Here is a 20,724-nt window from a genome sequence, read left to right on the forward strand (position 1 = left end):
CCGGAAACGATCGCGCGCAAGGCCATGCAGGTCGCCGCCGACCTGCGCGACGAGGTTACGCCCAAGAACATCCTGATGATCGGGCCGACCGGCTGCGGCAAGACCGAGATCTCGCGCCGCCTCGCCAAGCTGGCCGACGCGCCGTTCGTGAAGGTGGAAGCGACCAAGTTCACCGAGGTCGGCTATGTCGGCCGCGATGTCGAACAGATCGCGCGCGATTTGGTCGAAGAAGCGATCCGGCTGGAGAAGGACCGCCGCCGCGAGGCGGTGCGCGAAGCCGCATCGCAGGCCGCGATGGACCGGCTGCTGAACGCGCTCGTCGGCGAGAACGCCAGCGAGGCAACGCGCGAAGCTTTCCGCCAGCGCATCGTCGAGAATGCGATGAACGACACCGAGGTGGAAATCGAGGTCAAGGACCAGCCGCAAAGCGCGATGGAAGTCCCCGGAATGCCCGGCAATGTCGGCATGATCGACCTGTCCGACATGCTCGGCAAGGCGATGGGCAAGTCCAATCTGAAGCGCCGCAAGCTGAAAGTGCCCGATGCGTGGGATCGCCTCGTCGAAGAGGAGAGCGAGAAGCGGATGGACCAGGAGGACGTCGCTCGCGTCGCGCTGGAAAACGCGGAAACGAACGGTATCGTGTTCCTGGACGAGATCGACAAGATCGCCGTTTCGGACGTGCGCGGCGGCTCCGTGTCACGCGAAGGCGTCCAGCGCGATCTGCTCCCGCTGATCGAAGGCACCACCGTGGCGACCAAATACGGGCCGATGAAGACCGATCACGTGCTCTTCATCGCCAGCGGCGCATTCCATGTCTCGAAGCCGAGCGACATGCTGCCCGAATTGCAGGGCCGCCTGCCGATCCGCGTCGAACTGCGTGCGCTGACGGAAGAGGATTTCGTCGCGATTCTGACCGAAACGCGCGCGAACCTGCCCGCCCAGTACAAGGCGTTGATCGGCACCGAGGACGTGACGCTCGACATCGCCGAGGACGCCATCAGCGAAGTCGCCAAGATCGCCGCGCGGGTGAACGAGAGCGTCGAGAATATCGGCGCAAGGCGGCTTCAGACGGTGATGGAGCGCTTGCTAGAAGATATCAGCTTCGAAGCCGAAGAGCATGCGGGCGAAACGATCACGATCGACGCGGCCTATGTGCGCGAACGGCTGGACGATCTGGCGGGCGATACCGACCTGTCGAAATATATTCTCTGAATACTGAGCACTCGGACAACGAAAAAGGCGCCCCCGGTCGGGAGGCGCCTTTTTTGTCAGGAGTGATGACCCTTCAGAATTCGGCCGAAATCGACGCGCCGAAGCTGCGGCCCACTTCGTAGCTGTTGATGTCGATCCGGCGCGTGCCGTTGTCCTGGAATTCGAAATGATCGCGCCCGGTGACGTTGCGGGCTTCCAGTTTCAGTTCGAGCGGCACGCCGCCGAGATTCAGCCCCTGGCGATAGACGAGATCGAGCCTGAGGCCCGGATCCTCGACGATATCGGGCAGGTTCGCCGTGCCGCGACTGGTCACACGCTCGCTGGCGTAGCTCAGCAGCATGGTGAATTGCTGCAGATCCTCGGTGTCCTCGAGGCCCAATTGCAGGTTCACGAGGTGATCCGACTGACCGGTCAACGCCACGCCATCGTTGAAGAAGTTCGACGCGGGTTGGTCGGCGAAGGGGAAGACGCTGACGATGTCATTCTCGCCGACCTTCAGTTCGGACGTCGTGTAGGTGTAGTTCGCGATCAGGATGGCGCGCTTCGTTTCGAAGAAGCCGCCCCAATCGTAGAGATCCTTGCTCAGCTGCGATTCGAATTCGAGCCCGTACAGCGTGGCCGCCGGTGCGTTGGCGAAGCCGCTGACTTGTTCGTTGTCCGAGAAGCTCGAAAACACCTCGATCGGGTTCTCGATATCCTTGTAGAATCCCGCCAGGCTGATCTTGTCACCCCCGCCGAGATAATATTCGGCGCGCGCTTCGGCGTTGATCAGCTCGCTGTCGACGAGGCGCGGATTGCCGTTGAACTGGCGATTGGTTTCGGGATCGAAATAGGTCTGGAAGATCAGCTCGCGGAATTGGGGCCGGGCGATCGTCTTGGACGCGCTGGCGCGCACTTGCAGGCGATCGGTCGCTTCCCAGGTGATCGTGCCGCCAGGCAGGAAATAATCGTTGTTCAAATTCGTGCCGCTGCCGGAATTCAGCGGAACGGCGAACACTTCGACCGGCGTCACGGTCTGTTTCGCATCTTCGTAACGCACGCCGAGATCGAGCGTGACGGTGTCGAAAGGAACGATGTTCACCTTGGCATAGCCCGCATTAACGGTCAGGTTGGCGGCGAAGGCCGGATCGCTCTGAGTCGTTTCGAAGATGTTGAAATTGAACGGTCCGATCCCAGCCGCTGCCTGCGCCGCCGGGTCGTAACCCAGCTGGATCAGCGCATCGCCGAGCAGATTGTCGGGCCGGAAGGCGCCGAGCGCGTCGGGGAAGCCGGTGGTGGCGCGGATGTCGAATTCGCGCCGGGTCGAGAAGCGGTCGGTATCGCTATAGGCATAACCGATCGTGACGCCGAGCCAGTCCGACACGCGATAGCTCAGGTCGATGCCGCCGAAATAGAGATCTTCGGTGAGATCCGAGAACGCGACCACCGCGCCGCCGCGTTGCGGATCGAGCGTGTTGAGGAACAGATCGCCCAGCGGATCGCCGGCATTGTTGGTGCGCGTATAGGTGAATTCCCACTCATACGGCGCCTCGCGCTGGGTCTGGGCGTAACCGCCGCGCAGATCGACCGAGAGATCGCCGAACTCCATCTCGCCGACGAATTGCGAATTGTAGAGCTGGCGTTCGAACCACGACGTGTCCTGGACGAGGTCGGTATCGCCGTTCTGGAGATCTTCGCCCAAAGAGAGGGAGCCGCGCTTCAGTGTGTCGCGGATGAAGAGATTGGTGAAGCGGAACTGGTGTTCGCCGATTTCCAGCCCGAAACCTAGCAATCCGTTCAAAAGGATGCGGTTGTCGGTTACGAAATCGGTGAAGTCGGACCGCAGTTCGAGATCGGCATTGATCGCGGTCTGCTGGGTGATGCGGCGATTGCGCCATTTGTTGGTGAGCGAGGCGGTGGCGATCACGCCGATGCGGCCCGTATCGCCGAAATCGGCGCTGGTGCCCATGGTGATCCCGCCCGACAAATTGGCGGGCGTCCAGTCGGTCTTCTGCAGGAGGATGCGATTGGGATTGCCGAGCTGGGTCAGGATCGCTTGGCTGTCGACGCCGGGATCGCTGATGCGTGCGCCGCTGTCGAGGAAGCCTTGCAATGCAGGTACGATATCGCGGCTGCCATCGTCGAAGCCGAACCAGTCATATTGCGAGCCGTAATAGGTGTAGCCCTTGGAGAAGGTCGTCTGCTCGTCGCCGCTGATCCCGGCGGACAGCGTGACGAAGCTTTCGTCCGGAATGGCCTTTGTCGTCAGATTGATGGCGCCGCCGCCGAATTCGCCGGGAAAGTTCGCCGAATAGGTCTTCTGGACGAGGCTGGAGGCGACGACATTGGTCGGAAAGATGTCGAGCGGGACCACGCGGCTCAATGGCTGGGGCGAGGGCAAGGGGAGGCCGTTCAGCAGCGCCAGCGAGTACCGATCGCCGAGGCCGCGGACATAGACGAGACCGTTGCCCACGGTCGACAGGCCGGTCACGCGGCTCAGCGCGCCTGCAATGTCCCCTTCGCCGGTACGCGCAATGGCTTCGGCGCTCAGGACCGAGATGACCTGCGTCGAATTTCGCTCGGGCTCGACGCGGCGGCGACCGGTCACGACGATGACGTCACCGCCGGGAACGGATACTTCGGGCGTCTCTTCCAGCTGGGTATTCTGGCCAGTGCCTTCGGCGGTATCGGTCAGTACGTCGTCGTCCGTCGGATCGGGCGCTTCGCCTTGGGCCACGCCGCTGGGCGGGCCGCCGGTTCCTTGTGCGAAGGCGAGGGCGGGGCAGGACAGCGCCGTGGTGAAGAGCAGCAATCCGGTCAGCTTTCTGCCGGTGGACATGCCGAAGGACATGGGTGACCCCCTCATTTGGTCGAATTTCTATGGTCGGTGCGGGGCCGGACCCGGCCCTGTCGAAGGTTCTGAAAGGGGGAGCGGGCCGATACGCCCGCTCCCCCGATCGGGATCGCGATCAGGAATAGACCGGCAGCGACGTGCAGGCGCTCACCGCGCTGTCGAACGTCGCCGCGGCGGAGTTGCAGGTCCAGCCGTTGATCCAGGTGTCGTTGCCCGGATAGACGGCCCCGATATTCGTCGGGTTGGTGAAGAAGCTGCTCAGCGCGGTCGGGTTGAACACCGCCACGCCATTCTCGTTCGCGCCGTTGACGAAGGTCATGGACAGCGTGTTCGTGAAATTGGCGTTGTTGTTCGTGCCCGCGTTGAAGATACCCTGCGTCTGATCTGCAGTCACGTTGCTCCCATTGCGGAAGTCGGTGGCGCAATCGAGCACGAAGGAATTGAAGCGCGGCGCGCCCAGCTCATCGTCGCCCGTCGTCTGGATCGTCTCGGAATTGTCGATGCGCAGGCACGGCGTCGACCCCGAACGGTCGACCAAAACGCTGTTGACGATCGCATAATCGGCACCGCCGCGAATGCGGATCGCCTGATCGCGCGTGCCGCTATTCGCGATGAAGGTCGCGTTCGAGATCTGCGTGTTTTGCCGCGGAGTCGAATTGTTGAAGGCGTTGCTCGAATCCGCTTCGATGATCGTGTCACCGACGCCGGCGCGCTGGACCGCGATCACGAACTGGAGATTGGCCTTCACGCCGGTATCGGTGTCGAGCGAATCGTCTTCCGCGCCGACCACGATCAGCCGCGTCGCGTTGACGCTGCCGCCGAAGAATTCGACGCCGTCGTCCGAGCTGTTGTAGCTCATCACGCGGTCGAAGGTGGTGCCGGTGCCGGTGCCGCCGGTGGTCAGCGCCTGCAATTCGTTATCGCCCGAAAGGACGAAGCCCGAATAGCGGATCTGGACATAGGCGAGGTCGCCGCTCTTGTCGTTGCGCGTGGCGCCGCCGAACAGAGCGGGCTGCGCCGCACCTTCGACCTGGCGTTCGCAATTCACGCTGCCCGGCGTGGCGCCCGGCGCGATGCAGTCGGTCACGGGCGCACGGCCGGCGAGGACGATCCCGCCCCACTGGCCCGACGAGCTGTCATTGTTGAGGCCCTGAACGTTGTCGCGGCTCGTGAAGATGATCGGACGCGACTGCGTACCCACTGCGGTCAGGCGGTTACCGCGATTGACCATCAGGAAGCTGGAACCGGCGGCATAGACGCGCACGCCCGGCTCGATCGTCAGATTGACGTTGCTGTCGGTCGCGCCGTCCGAACCGTCGGGGGCGGGGCCGCCATCGGTGCCGACATCGACGCGGCCGTTCATGCGGTAGAGGATGCCGCGGTTGAACGGCAGCGTGCTCGACGCGGTGAAGCGCGCGGGCATGGTGCAGACGCGATATTCGCCGGTCGGCCCGGTGATCGTGCCGTCATTGACCAGCTGATCGGGATTGGAAATCGTGGGGCAGCCCGCCGCCGGAGTCACCAGCGTGCTGGTCGGCGTGGGCGTCGGCGCAGGAGCGGGCGCTGGTGCCGGGGGATTGTTGATCGTGATGTCGCCGCCGGTGCCCGGCGAGACGATTTCGTCGGCCCCGCAGCTCGCCAATGCGAGCGCGCTGGTGCCGAGAACGAGCGTACGGAAAAGAATAGTCACGGGCAGCGGTCCCCTCAAAAAACCGGATGAAAATGTATCGCGAACCTTGATCGCGACTCGCCCGCTAGGCCTGCTGCGTGACAGTTTGTGTCCGTCCGTGACACTTCGCTTACAAAACCGGACGAATGGATCGGGAGGGCTGAAATCGGGGCGTTTTACCGTCTCCGACCGATGATCGCTGCGCCGCCGGGGTCCAAAATGACACCTAAATGACAATGTTACAGTTTTGTTGCGGGCGGGGGCTTCGCGCGGCATACAGGCTGCGGGAAAGAAGGAGATGCCTGATGATCGCTCTCGCACAGATCGCCGCGCTGGCCGTTGCCGCGCAAAGCCCTGCGGCCATGGCCGCCGACCCTGCCGGGCCCGATTACGGGACGCAGGAACTGGTGGAAGGTCGCAATGGTGCCGCGCTTCGCACGCTGACGGCGGAAGCCGACAAGGCCGCCGATGATCCGGCGCTGCTGATCAACCTTGCCGTCGCGCATGCGCGACGCGGAGATGAAGAACGCGCGCGCGACCTGTTCGAAGCCGCAATGGCGCATGACGAGCGCGCCGAGCTCGAAACAGTTGACGGTCGTTGGGTGGATTCGCGCGTGCTGGCGCGCAAGGGGCTCGCCATGCTCGCACGCGGGGAATTCGCCTCCACCGCATCGATCGCGTCACGTTAAAGCAGTTTAACGACCGCGCCCATGGGCGCAGGCACTATAGCGGCTTGCCCGAATTATCGGGTGAGCCGTTTTTTCGTTGGGACGAACGGGGGGAACTGGTTCATATCCGTGTCACCCCCGTGTCATGTATTGTAGCCAGAGCGACCGGGATGGTGGAGGGCGCAATGATTCGAGCCGCTTGGGCAAACAGAACGACATGGCAGGCCTTGCGGGCTTTGCCGCTGCTCGGCGCGGCCATGCTGTCCGTGCCCGCCCAGGCCGACGTGCTGCAGATCGACGATGGCGCCGCGCGCTGGATCGCCGGTGGCGCTCCCGAAGCTCTGCCCGAAACGGCGGTTCTGGCCGTCGATGGCGATTTCGAAGCAGTGGAAGGCATGATGCTGCCCGATCGCGTACTTGCCGATCCGCGCCTGCATGCGGCGGCCGTACCGGAAAATTACCGCGCCAAGGTGAATGAGCTGGCTGCGCGGTTCGATCTCAGCCCTTCGCTGATCGAAGCGCTGGTCTGGCAGGAAAGCCGCTGGCGCCACGATGCCCGCTCGCCCGTCGGCGCGCGCGGCCTTGCGCAATTGATGCCGGGCACTGCGCGCGATCTGGGCGTCAATCCGGACGATCCTTTCGCCAATCTGGAAGGCGGGGCGCGGTATCTGCGCGAACAGATCGATCGCTTCGATGGCGACTTGGAGAAAGCGCTCGCGGCCTATAATGCTGGTCCGGGGAGAGTGATGCGCGCAGGGGGGATCCCCCGCATTCGTGAAACCCAGCTTTACGTTGCGGCCATCATGGGCCGCCTGTCCGATCATTCCCGGGAGTAGATATTTCTATGCGTTCCGTATTTCGTGCCGCCGCTCTGGCGCTTCTGGCTTTGCCCACCGCTGCATTCGCGCAAGCCGCCGATCCCGCCGGTTCGCAGCCCATCGTCGCCGCACTCGGCTGGCTTCAGGGCACGCTGCTCGGCAATGTCGCTACCGCCGTGGCGGTCATGGCGGTCGCCGCGGTCGGCTTCATGATGCTGACCGGGCGTCTCAACTGGCGCTTCGGGGCGACCGTGATCATCGGCGTCTTCATCCTGTTCGGTGCCGCTTCGATCGTCGCGGGCATCCAGGGCGCGGCTTCGGGCGTGTAGGATGAGCCAGCTGGTCCGCCATCCCGTGCACCGTGCGCTCACTCGTCCGCAGATGTTCGCGGGCGTGACGTTCAATTATTTCATCATCAACGGGATGGTGACGACCGAGGCTTTCCTGATCACCGGCAGCTGGTTGGCCCTGCTGGTGTTCGCGGTGATGCACGCCATCGGCTATTTCGCCTGCCTGCGCGAACCGCGCATCTTCGACCTCTGGATCACGAAAGTGTCCAAGTGCCCGCGGGTCAAGAATTACAACAAATGGGGCTGCAACAGTTACGCCGCCTAGAACCGGCGGGCCGATCTGGCCTGCCAAACCATAAGGATCGCGACCTATGAGCAAGTGGAAAGGCGCAGCGGCCTGGAGCGCGAAGGAAGCGCGCGCCGGAGACCGGCTGCCCTATGCCCGCCTGGTCGACGAGAGCACGCTGCTGCTGCGCGACGGCAGCCTGATGACCGCATTGCAGGTTCCCGGCCTGCTGTTCGAGACCGAGGATAGCGAGGCGCTGAACGCCCACGCCGCCACGCGCGAAGTGATGCTGCGTTCGACGCTCGATGCGCGTTTCGTCATGTATCACCACGTGATCCGCCGTCGGGTCGAAGTCGATCTCGACGCGGCCTTTCCCGATCCGCTCAGCCGCCATATCGATGCGCGCTGGCAGGAACGGCTGGGTTCGGGATCGCTGTTCATCAACGATCAGTTCGTGACGCTAATCCGCCGCCCCGCTCGCGGCAAGGCGGGCTGGGTGGAACGCACGGCCAAGGCCTGGAAGAAGAAGGGCAAAGGCGGCGCAGAGATCGAGGTGGATCCCAAGGATCTGCGCTCGCTGCGCGCGGCGGCGACCGGCCTTGCCGCCTCGCTGTCGGCTTACGGCGCCCAGCCGCTGGGCGATTATGCCGGTCCGAACGGGACCACCAACAACGAACTGCTCGAACTGCTTTCCGCGCTCTACAACGGCGAGATGCGTCCGGTGCGCCGCCCGGGCGATGACGTCGATATCGGCCATATGCTGCCCTATCGCCGGGTCAGCTTCGGCCTGGACGCGCTGGAACAGCGCGGTTCGGGCGCGCCCGATTTCTCGGCGATCCTGGGCCTCAAGGATTATCCCGAAGCGACCACGCCCGGCCTGCTCGATGCGCTGCTGCGCCTGCCTTACGAGATGATCGTGAGCGAAAGCTACGCGCCGACCGAGCGGCAGACCGCGCGCGAACGCATGGATCTGGCGATCCGCCGCCTGAAATCCGCCGATGAGGAAGCGGCCGCCGAACGCGGCGACATGCTGGCCGCGCGCGACGCGCTGGGTGCGGGGTCGGTCGGCTTCGGCGATCATCACCTGACCGTTCTGGTGCGCGAGCGCGATCTGGCCCGGCTGGACGATGCCGCCGCCGCCTGCGCCGCCGCGATTTCCGACACCGGGGCAATCGCCGTGCGCGAAGACACCAATCTCGAACCCAGTTTCTGGGGCCAGTTCCCCGGCAACGAAGGCTATCTGGTGCGCCGTGCGCTGATCTCCAGCGCCAATATGGCAAGCTTCGGAAGCCTGCACGGTTTCGCTCTCGGCAAGCCGGACGGAAACCACTGGGGCGAGGCGGTGACGCTGCTCCAGACCACCAGTTCGACCCCCTTCTTCTTCAATTTCCACCACGGCGATCTGGGCAATTTCTCGGTCATCGGCCCGTCGGGGTCAGGCAAGACCGTGGTGATGAATTTCCTCGCCGCGCAGGCGCAAAAGTTCAAGCCGCGCACCGTACTGTTCGACAAGGATCGCGGGGCGGAACTGTTCATTCGCGGGATCGGCGGGCGCTACGATTCCATCCGATCGGGCGAGCCGACCGGGTTCAATCCGCTCGCTTTGCCCGATACGCCCGGCAATCGCGGTTTCCTGCGCGATTGGCTCAGCGTGATGCTGAAGGCGGAGGGGCCGGAAGAGGACGCGACCATCGCGACCGCGGTCGATGCGGCCTATGCCAATGACGGGTCGCTGCGGCGCCTGCGGCATTTCAAGGAATTGCTTTCGGGCGCGCGCCGTCCGCAGCCGGGCGATCTGGCCGATCGCCTCGCCGCCTGGATCGGGGATGGCGAGCATGGCTGGCTGTTCGACAATGCGGAGGACAAGCTCGATCTCGGCGCGCGCGTGCTGGGCTTCGACATGACCGCGCTGCTCGAAAATCCCAAGCTGCGCACGCCGACCATGATGTATCTCTTCCACCGCATCGAGGAGCGGCTGGACGGCGATCCGACCATGATCCTGATCGACGAGGGCTGGAAGGCGCTCGACGACGAGATTTTCGCCGCGCGCATCCGCGACTGGCTGAAGACCTTGAGAAAGCGCAACGCGCTGGTCGGCTTCGCCACGCAGAGCGCGCGCGATGCGCTGGAAAGCCGCATCTCGACCGCGCTGGTCGAACAGACCGCCACCATGGTGTTCATGCCCAACAGCCGCGCGCGGCCCGAGGATTACTGCGACGGGTTCGGCCTGACCCAGCACGAGCTGGCGCTGATCCGCACGCTGCCTGCGCACAGCCGCTGCTTCCTGATCCGCCAGCCCGATGCAAGCGTCGTCGTCCGGCTGGATCTTTCGGGCGCGCCCGAAGTGCTGACCGTGCTGTCGGGCCGCGAAAGTGCGGTTCGCCGGCTCGACCTGCTGCGTTCGGCGGTGGGCGATGCGCCTGCCGATTGGTTCCCCACGCTTACCGGCGCGCCCTGGCCGGGCGATGCGGGTGATGCCTTTGCGGACATTCCCGAAAAGCTCAACGTCACTCGACTGGCCGCCGAATGAGCGTCGATTGCTCTCAGGTCGCCGCGCAGGCAGGCTCGGGCGTCGCGGCGGCGCTGCGGGCGGTCGATTGCACGGCGGGCCAGGTCACGTCCGAAGCCTTCGGCCGCCTGTTTGCGCCGGGTGGATCGCTGGCCACGGTGCTCGCGATCCTGCTCACCCTCTTTATCGCGGTCTTCGGCTTCCTGCTGATTACCGGTCGCACCAATCTGAGCGTGCGTTCGCTCGTCCCGCGCATGATCACGCTGGGCTTCGTGCTGACCTTCGCGACGAGCTGGATCGCCTATCAGAGCGTGGTCTGGAATCTCGTTGTCGGCGGTCCCAACCAGATTGCCGGGCTGCTGACAGGCGTGGACGGGTCCGCGACCGACGTGTTCGCGCAGAAGATCGACGTGGTCTTCCTCGCCATTCAGGAAGCGAGCCAGGGACAGCAGGATATCTCCGCCTTCTCGCCGCAGGGGATGATGTGGATGGGCGCGATGCTGTTCATGCTCGGCACGCTGGGGCTGCTCGTCACGGCCAAGATCGCGCTGGCGATCATGCTGGCGCTGGGGCCGATCTTCGTCGTGATGGCGCTGTTCAACGGCACGCGCGGGCTGTTTGCGGGCTGGATCAAGGGCGTGGTGATGCTGGCGCTCGCACCGCTTTTCGCGGTGCTGGGCGGGACGGTGATGCTCGAACTCGCCGTGCCGATCCTCAGCGCTCTGGTAGCGACGCCGGGCGAGATCAATCCGCAGGCCGCGATGGGCTTCTTCATGATCGGCGCGGTGCATGTCGCGCTGATGTTCCTGGTGCTGAAAACGACTGCGACGATGGTCGGCGGGTGGACGGTCTTCGGCCTCGCCGGATCGGACAAAGACCGCGATACCGGCCCGAACATGGCGGCGGCACCTGCCGCTCCCACCACGGCGGGCTACGCTGCCCGCCAGACCGAAGCGGCGCAGGCGGCGAGCAATTCCATGGCCCAGGCCCGCCAGATCAATCTGTCCGCCCAGCAGGTCGCATCCGCCGCCAACGATGGAAGCATGGGCGCAGCCTATGGGGGCGGGGGCGGCGGTTCGCGCACGGTCAAGGTTCTTGCCACCGCTTCAGGTGGCGCTCAGGCATCGCCGCTTACATCGGGTCCGTCGCGTGCGCAGGGGGTGGGCAGCCGGTTCCGTTCCCCCGAAACGCGCGGGCCCGGTTCGCAATCTCTGGAGAAAAAACGATGATCCGCCCGGTCGCAACGGCGCTCGCTCTGGTGCTCGCATCCGCGGGGCCGCTGGCCGCGCCCGCATTCGCCGACGATGCCCGCCTTGTCGAAGTGCGCTACGACGAAACCCGCGTGGTCCGCATCAATGGCCAGGTAAAGGTCCAGGCCACGATCAAGTTCGCCGACGACGAAGCGATCGAGAACGTCGCCATCGGCGATAGCGAGAGCTGGCAGGTCACGCCCAACAAGCGCGCGAATCTGCTGTTCGTAAAGCCGCTGAGCCCGCGCGCCACGACCAATATGACGGTGGTGACGAATGAGCGAACCTATCTGTTCGATCTCGTCGCTTCCCCCTCGACGCGGCCGATCTACGTGCTGAGCTTTACCTATCCGGAAAAGCCGAAGCCCATCGAATTGCCCGGCGAAACCCAGATGGCGGACGCGCGCACCCCGACCGAAGTCGCGGCCGCGCAGGATCCGCTGGCAGTGCAGGATCCCGCGGACCTCAACTTTGCCTGGGCCGCATCGGGCGATGCGGCGCTGCTGCCGGTTCGGACCTTCGACGATGGCGAGGCGGTCTTCATGACCTGGCCCGAAGGCCGTGCCGTCCCCGCCATTCTGACCACCGGGCCCAAGGGACTGGAAGGCCCGGTCAATTTCACCGTGCGCGGCGACACGATCGTGGTCGACGGCGTGCCGCGCGAGATCGTGCTGCGATCGGGCGAGGACCGTGCCACACTTGTCAATTCGGGGCCCGAGCGCCCGCAGCGCGGTGCGGCCGCGACGAACGGGGCCGGAACGGCTTTCGCTTCGGCTAAGGAGATGAACTGATGCGTATGGCCATGCGACTTCCGCCCAAGAGCGAGACGACGGGCGCTGCCAACGATGTCGATCCGCGTGACGAGAGCGAGGCCGAAATCATCGATCTCGCCTCGCGCAATGCCTATCCCGCCGTCGCTGCCAAGAAGGGCAGGACCGAGGGGCTCGGCATGGTGGCGGGCATCGCGCTGGTCGCGGGGCTTGGTCTGGTCACGCTCTGGAGCATGAGCTCGGCGCGGATGGAAGAGCCCGAGGGCGTCGGCGGCCAGCAGGTCCAGCCCGCACCGCAACAGGCGGCTGTCGATCAGCAGGTTCCCCAGGGGATGGTCATTCCCGAAGCGGCGGTGACGCCCGCACAGGGCTATCAGGCCGATCCGGCACCGTCCCCGGTCTATTCCGCCCCGCCGCTGGTCACGCCGACTCCGATGGGCAATCCCTATGCCAGCCCCACGGTTGTGTTCGATTCCGGTGCATCGCCCGCCAGGCTCGCTCCGGGTGAAACCGGCACGCCTGCCGCAGGCGAGAGCGCGGTGACGGCGGGCAATTCGCCCGGCGATTTCGCCAGCCGCGTCGGCGGTGTCGGCGGCGCTCCGGCGCGCGCGCAGGCCATGGCCAATCCGGGCACCACGGTCACGCAGGGCACGCTGATTCCCGCCGTGCTCGAAACCGCGATCGACACCAACGTACCCGGCTATGTCCGCGCGGTCGTGAGCCAGGACGTGCGCAGCTTCGACGGGACGCGCGTGCTCGTGCCCCGGTCCAGCCGCCTGATCGGCCAATACCAGTCCGGCATCCAAGGCGGGCAGAAGCGCGCCTATGTCATCTGGACGCGCCTGATCCGGCCCGATGGGGCTTCGGTCAATCTCGCCTCGCCCGCGATTGGGTTCGACGGAACGACGGGCCTCGCCGGCAAGGTCTCGGGCGACGGGTTCTTCAGCCGCTTCGGATCGGCCATGCTCCTGTCCGTCGTCGGCGGACTTGGCACGCTGGCGACCGGCGGGGCGGGCGCGGTGGTACTTGGCGGCGCGGGCACCTCCGCTGCGGCTACGGCGGCGCAGCAGGACAGCCAGCGCAGCCCGACGGTGCGCGTGCGCCAGGGCGAACCGATCCGTATCTTCACCGCGCGCGATCTCGATTTCACGCAGGTCAGCTGAGCCGGACGGAGACGCGATGAGCGCCGAGATCCACCCCTTTCAGGGCCAGCCCGAGGACGTCGATCCTCAGCCCGTCATCGGCGAGCGCAGCGTCTATCTCGACGCCTATCTCGCCCCTTTTCGCGAGTGGCTGGATCGCGACACCGTCACGGAAATCCTCGTCAACGGTCCGGGCGAAGTGTGGGTGGAGGACAGCGCGCGTCCCGGCATGCAATGCCATCGCATGCCCGAAATCGACGACCGGCTGATCCAGCGCCTGGCCGAACAGGTCGCGCGCGTCAGCCATCAGGGGATCAATCGCGAACATCCGCTTCTGGGCGCGACGCTGCCCGATGGGGCGCGCGTCCAGTTCTGCGGCCCACCGGCCTCGCGCCGCCACTGGGCGATGGCGATCCGCCGTCACCGCAGGCTCGACCTACCGCTCGACGCTTACGATCGCGGGCCACTGCGCCCCGCCGTCCACGGCGCCATGCCCGATCCGCAGCAGGAGCCGATTCCGTTCCTGCGCGAAGCGATCCGCCAGCGCCGTACCATCCTGATCTCGGGCGGCACCAGCACCGGCAAGACGACGTTCCTCAACGCCATGCTCGGCGAAATTCCCAAGCACGAGCGTGTGGTGCTGGTCGAGGATACGCCCGAACTGAAACTGCCGGGCGAAAACGGCGTCGGCCTGGTTGCGGTGAAGGGCGAGCTGGGCGAAGCCAAGGTCACGTCGAACGAACTGCTCCAGGCCGCCCTGCGCCTTCGGCCCGACCGGATCGTGCTCGGCGAATTGCGCGGATCGGAAAGCGTCAGCTTCTTGCGCGCCATCAATACCGGCCATCCGGGCAGCTTTTCCACCATCCACGCCAACAGCCTGCGCGGCGCGCTCGAACAATTGTCGCTGATGGTGATGCAGACCGGCATCGGGCTGACCCGCAGCGATACGATCGCCTATGCCGCCAGCGTGATCGACGTGCTGGTCCAGCTGGGCCGCGACGATCGCGGCGGACGCGGGATCAGTCATATTTCGCTCAGCGCCGACCTCGTGTGACGCATTAGAATCTTGCGCGGACGAACCGCGCGATCGTCTCTGCGTACACCACGGGATTTCCACATCGTGTAATATTGCTGCGCAGGGGACTTGCCAAGGGCCTGCTTTGTGTTAGCCTGTCTGCGATAGACCGCAGGAAAGCGGCATCGACAGGGAGAGGAAACATGAGGGTTAAGGCCACTCTATTGGCCGGTCTGTGCGCCGGTGCATTCGCAATTCCAGCTCAGGCGCAATCGGCAGGCGACAGCGATCTCGAAGATCCGCAGATCAATTCGCCGACCATCATCGTCACTGCCCAGCGACAGAGCCAGAGCCTTCAGGAAGTTCCCATCGCAGTCAGCGCTTTCGACGCCGAAGCGCTTGAAGCGCAGCAGATCGAGAACGCGGCGGACCTTCAGCTGACGCTTCCCAACGTTTCCTTCACCAAATCGAACTTTACCGCGTCGAGCTTCACCATTCGCGGGATCGGCGATCTGTGCGTAGGCGTGACCTGCGACAGCGCGACGGCGATCCACACCAACGGATCGCCGCTGTTCGGCACGCGCCTGTTCGAAACCGAATATTTCGATCTCGAGCGGATCGAGGTGCTGCGCGGGCCGCAGGGAACTCTGTTCGGTCGCAACGCGACATCCGGCGTGGTCAACGTCGTCACCGCGAAGCCTGAAATGGGCCAATTCGCCGGGGCCGCCGAATTCGAATACGGCAATTACGACAGCATCAAGGCCAAGGGGATGATCAACGTGCCCCTGGGTGACAGCCTGGCGGCGCGCGTGGCGGGCTTCTATCTGAACCGGGACGGGTTCACGACCAATCTGTTCGACGATTCCCAGATCGACGGGCGCGACATGTATGCGGTGCGCGGTTCGCTGCGCTTCGAGCCCACCGCCAGCACCACGATCGACCTCATGGGGTATTATTTCCGCGAGAACGACGACCGGCTACGCATCCAGAAACAGCTGTGCCAGCGCGACCCCACCGGAGTGCTCGGCTGCCTCAACAACCGGCTCGATTTCGACAAGACCAACGCCAACTCCACGCTTGCCACCGTGCTGAGTTCGCAGGAATTGTTCCGCATTCAGGGCATCCCGGCCGTGCTCGGCCTGGGCAGCGTTTACGGCCGTGACGGCTATGCCAATTTCGACGAGCCAGACGATGTGCGCACGGTCAATACGGCCTTCACGCCCGACTATTTCGCCGATGAACTGCAGGTGCAGGCGCATCTCGACCAGCAATTGGGTTCGATGAACCTGTCGCTAACGGGCCTCTATCAGGAAACCAGCGTCGATTCGCGTCAGGACTACAATCTCGGCGTGCTCGACCGGTCGGGCTATGCGACCGCGCTCAACACGCTGGCCTTCTTTGCCGCGAACGGCCTGCCCACCGGCCTCGCGCCGCCATTTCCCGCCTTCGTACCGGGATCGAACGCCTATTTCGCGCCGATCGCTTCTGCGCTCACCCCGCAGGGGCCGGGTGGACCGCTCTGCACGTCCGACAATGACGAAGGCAATCGCGGCGCCTTCGAAGGCAATTCGCTGTGCTCCAGCGTCCCGCTGGCCTTCGACCGTTCGAACCAGGACCAGACCGCCTGGTCTGCAGAAGCGATCCTGAGCAGCGATTTCGACGGGCCGTTCAACTTCCTGATCGGCGGCATCTATGCCGAGACGGAGGTGAGCGAGAACAGTTACTACGTGAACTCGTTCGGCCTCGATTACGCCGCGGGCATTCTCGGAACGTTCTCCGCTTTCGCGAACGGCCTGCCGCCATCCTATCTCGCAACGTCGATGTATCGGAACAACACGACCGACTTCAAGCTGGAGAGTTTTGGCATCTTCGCGGAAGCCTATGTCGATCTTACCGACCGGCTGACTTTCACCGGCGGTATCCGTTACAACGACGACAGCAAGTCCGTGGCCGCGCGCACAACGTTTGCCAATTTCCTGAACCCGTTCAGCAATGACGGCGATCCGTTCGCTTCCCCCTTCGTCGGCACGTTCGACGCCGATGCGGGGCTAGCGGGCAACCAGCTGTTGCAGGAACGCAGCGTTTCGTTCGATGCGATCACCGGACGTGCCGTGCTCGATTACGAGATCACGCCCGACAACAACCTCTATGTCAGCTATTCGCGTGGCTACAAATCGGGCGGTATCAATCCGCCGCTCGCTCCGGTTTTCGCCGTGCCGGAAAGCTTCGATTCCGAGCAGATTGACGCGTTCGAGATCGGATCGAAGAACATCTTCCTGAATGGCGCGGCGCAGATCAATCTCACCGGCTTCTACTACAAGTACAAGAATCTGCAGCTCAGCCGCATCGTCGCGCGCACCTCGGTCAACGATACGATCGATGCCGACATCTACGGTGCCGAGCTGGAAACCGTGTTCCGCCCGAGCGACGATCTGCTGATCAACATGAATCTGAGCGTTCTGAGCGCAAAGGTGGCGGGCGATCAGTTCTTCAGCAATCCGCGCGATCCTGGCGGCGGCGATCCCAATGCCGTCATCATCAAGGATATCTCGAACGGTTCGCTTTGCGCGGTGACCGGAGCGGGGGCGCGCGCTTTCGTTTCGGCAGTCAACCCCGCACTGGGCTTACGCGGGCCGACCGCCTTCCCGTCAGACGGAGGGATCGCATCGACCGGTGCTTTCTCGATCTGTTCGGTGCTGGCCCAGCAGGCGGCGGCGATCGGTCCGGCCTTCGGCGGCATTCAGGTGCTGAGTCCGGGGGTAGAGGTCAATCTGCGCGGCAACACGTTGCCGCAGGCGCCCAATCTCAAGGCCTCGGTCGGTGCGCAATACACCATGCGTTTCGACAATGGCATGAGCCTGATCCCGCGCTTCGACCTCGCGCTGACGGGCGAGCAGTTCGGCAATGTGTTCAACGGACGGGTCAACCGGATCGAGCCTTTCGTGCAGGCGAATGCGCAGATCCAGCTGAACGGTCCGGACAATCGTTTCTTCGTGCGCGGTTTCGTCCAGAACATCTTCGATGCGAACTCGATCACGGGGCTTTACGTGACCGATGCGAGCTCGGGGAACTTCACGAATATCTTCACGCTCGATCCCCGGCGCTACGGCATCGCGGTGGGCGCAAGCTTCTAGGGTCGATCCCGAAAGGACAAAGAGGGAAGGGCCGGGCGTCACGTCCGGCCCTTTTCACATCCGCGATCGGTCCTTGGCGAAGGGCGAGAAATCGGTTTCGGTATCGAAGATTTCGAGCCCTTCGCGTCGTTTCAGCCAGCCGACGACGGCATAGGTAACGGGGGTCAGCACCGCTTCCCACAAAACCTTCAGCGCCCAGTTCGTGACCATCACCAGCAGGACGTCGCCCGTCTCCCAGACGCCGAGAAACGCGATCGGATAGAACAGCAGGCTGTCCACGCCCTGGCCGACCACCGTCGATCCGATTGTGCGCGTCCACAGCGCACGGCCCCTGGTCCAGATCTTCATCTTCGCCATGACGAAGGAATTGACGAATTCGCCCGCCCAGAAAGCGACGATCGAGGCGAGAACGATCCGCGGGACGAGGCCGAAAACCTGCTCGTAAGCATCCTGGCCCGTCCAGCTGGCTGCCGGGGGCATCGCCACGACGACTGCGCTCATCGCCGCCATGAAGATCAGCGCCGCAAAGCCCGCCCAGATTACGCGCCGGGCGCGGGCGTAGCCGTACACCTCGGTCAGTACGTCGCCCAGCACGTAGCTGACAGGGAAGAACAGGATGCCTGCGCCGAAGATGAAAGTGCCGTCGGCGGCGGGCCACCATCCATTGGGCCAGAACGGCAAGGGCACGGCGGAAAGCTTGGCCGCGCCGATGATGTTCGACAGCAGGAGAACGGTGACGAAGCCTGCCATGACGAGATCGAAATAGCGGAAGCGTGGGCTTTCATGCGGCGCGGTTTCGCGCGGAATTTCGGGCTTTTCCATTATCGGCCTGTCTATCCACGATTGGCCTGCTCGCAAAGCGGCGTTATGACGCCCCCGGCGCGCGCCCGTAGCTCATCTGGATAGAGCGCGAGACTTCTAATCTTGAGGCAGCAGGTTCGAGTCCTGCCGGGCGCGCCATTCGAGTGTCTCAACGATCGTTAGATCGCCTCACGCGGATCGGTCAGCTCGCAAGAACCCTTCGCGATCGTCCAAGTAGCTCTTCGACCCGGAAGACCAGCATCTCGGCATCGAAGGGTTTGGTGAGATAGTCGTCGGCACCCTCGTAGAATGCGATGGACTGGTCGTTCTGGCTGGCAACGGCCGACAGCATCATGACCGGAAGCAGCGTTGTTTTGGCGTCCCGCCTAAGTTCGCGAAGCAATTCCATCCCAGGCATTCCGGGCATTCTCTGGTCGAGAATAACGGCGTCAGGGCGCCTGCATCGGATGGTGTGGAGCGCTTCTTGCCCGTCTTCCAGCCAACCGAATGTATGGCCGGCATCGAAGAACGCCTCGCTGGCTACCTGGGCAGTAATCTCATCGTCGTCTACGAGAAAAATCTTAGCCACGACTCCGCCCCCAATTGCCTACGTTAATTGCGTCAAACTTTCGGTCCATTAAGTCTATAATTTCATAGATATACGCCGGGCATTAAGAAATTCCTACGCGATCTGATGGGATGGCTGGAAGGCAGCCTCTCTCTCAAGTTGCACGGATCCCATGGTGCCTTCATGATTGCGACCGGCTGCGGCGCCAGCCTCGCAGCTTGCCGCCGGACGGAGGGGTTTTCACCATCGCATCGCCTCCCTAAGGCGGCGGCGCCCATGATTTCCCGCTTCTACCGTAACGATCTCGACTCCCTCGAACGCGTCCACCGTCGCCGTAGCCTCGTGCTTTCGTCGGGGCGCGACTTTTCCTCGAACGATTATCTCGGCCTCGCCGGATCGCAGGACTTGCGCGACGCTGCTGTCGAGGCGCTGGAGCGTGGTGTGGCGCTCGGGTCCGGGGGATCGCGTCTGCTGCGAGGCAATACGGTGGAGCACGAGGCGCTGGAGGCCGAGGCAGCGCGCTTTTTCGGCAGCGAGAGCGCCCTGTTCGTCGGATCGGGCTTTGCTGCGAACAGCCTGATCTTCTCGACCCTGCCCCAGCCCGATGATCTTATCGTGCATGACAGCCTCATCCACGCGAGTGCGCATGAGGGCATGAAATTGTCGCGCGCGCCCCGCGTGAGCTTCGCTCACAACGATGTGGACGCAGCGTCCGATGCGATCGCCGATTGGCGCGCGGCAGGCGGGATCGGCACGCCCTGGATCGCGATCGAGACGCTGTACAGCATGGATGGCGATCGCGCGCGGATCGAAGAATTCCTCGCGCTTGCCGAGCGAACGGGCGCAGTCCTCGTGATGGACGAAGCGCACGCCGCGGGGGTTTTCGGCCCGGACGGACGCGGGCTGGCCGCCGGTTTCGCGGGGCGCGAAAACGTCGTCTCGCTGGTGACCTGCGGCAAGGCGATCGGCTGCGAAGGCGGGTTGATCCTGGGCCCGGCGCTGTTCCGCGATTTCCTGGTCAATCGAGGCCGCAGCTTCATCTTCTCGACCTCTCCTTCCCCATTGATGGCGGCGGTCGTGCGGGCGAGCCTGCGGATCGTGGAACAGGCCGACGAGCGGCGCGAGCGCCTCCGCGCGCTCGCCACATCGGCTGCGGACGCCTTCGCATCGCTCGGTTTCGCGCCCAGCGGGACGCATATCCAACCCATCGTGCTGCGCGACGAGGCGCGCACCATGCGGATCGCGGGCGCGCTGCAGGATAACGGCTTCGACATACGCGGTATTCGTCCGCCGACCGTGCCCGCAGGCACTTCGCGGCTGCGGGTATCGATTACGCTCAACAGCGAGGAAAGCGACATTCGCGATCTCGCGGAAATTCTGGGGAGGCTATTGTGAGCCGGACCTTCATCGTCACTGGCACCGATACGGATATCGGCAAAACCGTGTTTGCCGCAGGCCTGACGCGCGCGCTAGGCGCGACGTACTGGAAGCCGGTGCAGGCCGGACTCGACGACGGGTCCGATCGCGAGCGGGTCGCGGCGCTGGCCGGGCCCGGTGCCCACATCCTGCCGGAAGCCTACCGGCTTTCGACGCCCTGCTCGCCCCACCGCGCTGCCGAGCTGGACGGGGTCACGATCGATCGGGCCGCGCTCGCTTTGCCTGAAGTCGAGGGGCCGTTGGTGGTCGAAGGGGCGGGCGGGGCGCTGGTCCCGGTCACGCGGACACTGCTCTATGCCGATCTGTTCGCGGCGTGGCGCGC

Annotated in this window: 17 protein-coding genes and 1 tRNA gene; 14 read left to right on the forward strand and 4 right to left on the reverse strand. The window is 64.3% G+C overall.

Translation table 11 applies throughout. The annotated features are described in order from the left end of the window. Nucleotides 1-9 precede the first annotated feature (9 nt). Entirely contained in the window at nt 10-1,212 is a 1,203-nt protein-coding gene (gene hslU / locus A3736_RS13715; protein WP_067684102.1) for an ATP-dependent protease ATPase subunit HslU, read from the forward strand. A gap of 73 nt (nt 1,213-1,285) precedes the next feature. Here the strand turns inward: hslU and A3736_RS13720 are convergent, their stop codons facing one another. Both A3736_RS13720 and A3736_RS13725 read right to left on the reverse strand, forming a co-directional pair. Further along, a complete protein-coding gene (locus tag A3736_RS13720; RefSeq protein WP_067684104.1) occupies nt 1,286-4,030 on the reverse strand; it encodes a TonB-dependent receptor domain-containing protein in 2,745 nt (914 codons plus the stop codon). 130 nt (nt 4,031-4,160) lie between these two features. Next, nucleotides 4,161-5,735, reverse strand: a complete 1,575-nt coding sequence (locus A3736_RS13725; protein ID WP_067684073.1) for a hypothetical protein — start codon at nt 5,733-5,735, stop codon at nt 4,161-4,163. A 284-nt stretch (nt 5,736-6,019) separates the two neighbouring features. On the opposite strand from A3736_RS13725, the gene A3736_RS13730 reads away from it, so the two are divergent. The 10 genes from A3736_RS13730 to A3736_RS13775 all read left to right on the forward strand — a co-directional run bounded on the left by A3736_RS13730 (nt 6,020) and on the right by A3736_RS13775 (nt 17,596). Further along, nucleotides 6,020-6,403 carry a hypothetical protein gene (locus A3736_RS13730; protein ID WP_067684076.1) on the forward strand — a complete coding sequence of 128 codons (384 nt, stop codon included), beginning with the start codon at nt 6,020-6,022 and terminating at the stop codon, nt 6,401-6,403. Nucleotides 6,404-6,567: 164 nt separating this feature from the next. Continuing rightward, nucleotides 6,568-7,218 carry a lytic transglycosylase domain-containing protein gene (locus A3736_RS13735; protein WP_082851500.1) on the forward strand — a complete coding sequence of 217 codons (651 nt, stop codon included), beginning with the start codon at nt 6,568-6,570 and terminating at the stop codon, nt 7,216-7,218. 8 nt (nt 7,219-7,226) lie between these two features. Beyond that, complete coding sequence (locus A3736_RS13740; protein ID WP_156502132.1) at nt 7,227-7,529, forward strand: TrbC/VirB2 family protein; 303 nt, start codon at nt 7,227-7,229, stop codon at nt 7,527-7,529. A 1-nt stretch (nt 7,530) separates the two neighbouring features. Beyond that, complete coding sequence (locus A3736_RS13745) at nt 7,531-7,815, forward strand: type IV secretion system protein VirB3 (RefSeq protein WP_067684081.1); 285 nt, start codon at nt 7,531-7,533, stop codon at nt 7,813-7,815. Between the two features lie 46 nt (nt 7,816-7,861). Next, complete coding sequence (locus A3736_RS13750) at nt 7,862-10,306, forward strand: VirB4 family type IV secretion/conjugal transfer ATPase (RefSeq protein WP_067684084.1); 2,445 nt, start codon at nt 7,862-7,864, stop codon at nt 10,304-10,306. Beyond that, the gene (locus A3736_RS13755; RefSeq protein WP_067684086.1) at nt 10,303-11,514 is read left to right on the forward strand and encodes a type IV secretion system protein; all 1,212 of its coding nucleotides are present in this window, start codon (nt 10,303-10,305) and stop codon (nt 11,512-11,514) included. The genes A3736_RS13750 and A3736_RS13755 overlap by 4 nt, the downstream gene beginning before the upstream one ends. Continuing rightward, nucleotides 11,511-12,326, forward strand: coding sequence for a TrbG/VirB9 family P-type conjugative transfer protein (locus tag A3736_RS13760; protein WP_067684088.1), 816 nt, complete (start codon nt 11,511-11,513; stop codon nt 12,324-12,326). Before A3736_RS13755 ends, A3736_RS13760 begins: the two co-directional genes overlap by 4 nt. Beyond that, nucleotides 12,326-13,468 carry a TrbI/VirB10 family protein gene (locus A3736_RS13765; protein WP_233999391.1) on the forward strand — a complete coding sequence of 381 codons (1,143 nt, stop codon included), beginning with the start codon at nt 12,326-12,328 and terminating at the stop codon, nt 13,466-13,468. Before A3736_RS13760 ends, A3736_RS13765 begins: the two co-directional genes overlap by 1 nt. Nucleotides 13,469-13,484: 16 nt before the next feature. Next, nucleotides 13,485-14,501 carry a P-type DNA transfer ATPase VirB11 gene (gene virB11, locus A3736_RS13770; protein ID WP_067684090.1) on the forward strand — a complete coding sequence of 339 codons (1,017 nt, stop codon included), beginning with the start codon at nt 13,485-13,487 and terminating at the stop codon, nt 14,499-14,501. Between the two features lie 164 nt (nt 14,502-14,665). After that, a complete protein-coding gene (locus A3736_RS13775; protein WP_067684093.1) occupies nt 14,666-17,596 on the forward strand; it encodes a TonB-dependent receptor in 2,931 nt (976 codons plus the stop codon). Nucleotides 17,597-17,650: 54 nt separating this feature from the next. Here A3736_RS13775 and A3736_RS13780 read toward each other — a convergent pair whose 3' ends face one another. Next, nucleotides 17,651-18,418, reverse strand: a complete 768-nt coding sequence (locus A3736_RS13780; protein ID WP_067684096.1) for a queuosine precursor transporter — start codon at nt 18,416-18,418, stop codon at nt 17,651-17,653. Between the two features lie 61 nt (nt 18,419-18,479). Between A3736_RS13780 and A3736_RS13785 the strand changes: the two genes are divergently transcribed. Continuing rightward, nucleotides 18,480-18,556 (forward strand) — tRNA-Arg (locus A3736_RS13785). Between the two features lie 43 nt (nt 18,557-18,599). Here A3736_RS13785 and A3736_RS13790 read toward each other — a convergent pair. Next, nucleotides 18,600-18,986, reverse strand: a complete 387-nt coding sequence (locus A3736_RS13790; protein WP_067684099.1) for a response regulator transcription factor — start codon at nt 18,984-18,986, stop codon at nt 18,600-18,602. Nucleotides 18,987-19,241: 255 nt separating this feature from the next. Between A3736_RS13790 and A3736_RS13795 the strand changes: the two genes are divergently transcribed. Continuing rightward, nucleotides 19,242-20,360, forward strand: coding sequence for an 8-amino-7-oxononanoate synthase (locus tag A3736_RS13795; protein ID WP_067684113.1), 1,119 nt, complete (start codon nt 19,242-19,244; stop codon nt 20,358-20,360). After that, the coding region (bioD, locus tag A3736_RS13800) for an ATP-dependent dethiobiotin synthetase BioD (RefSeq protein WP_197465612.1) at nt 20,354-20,724 on the forward strand (371 nt) is incomplete at its 3' end. The genes A3736_RS13795 and bioD, both read left to right, overlap by 7 nt.

Source organism: Erythrobacter sp. HI0063 (genome assembly GCF_001635685.1).
Lineage (GTDB): Bacteria > Pseudomonadota > Alphaproteobacteria > Sphingomonadales > Sphingomonadaceae > Qipengyuania.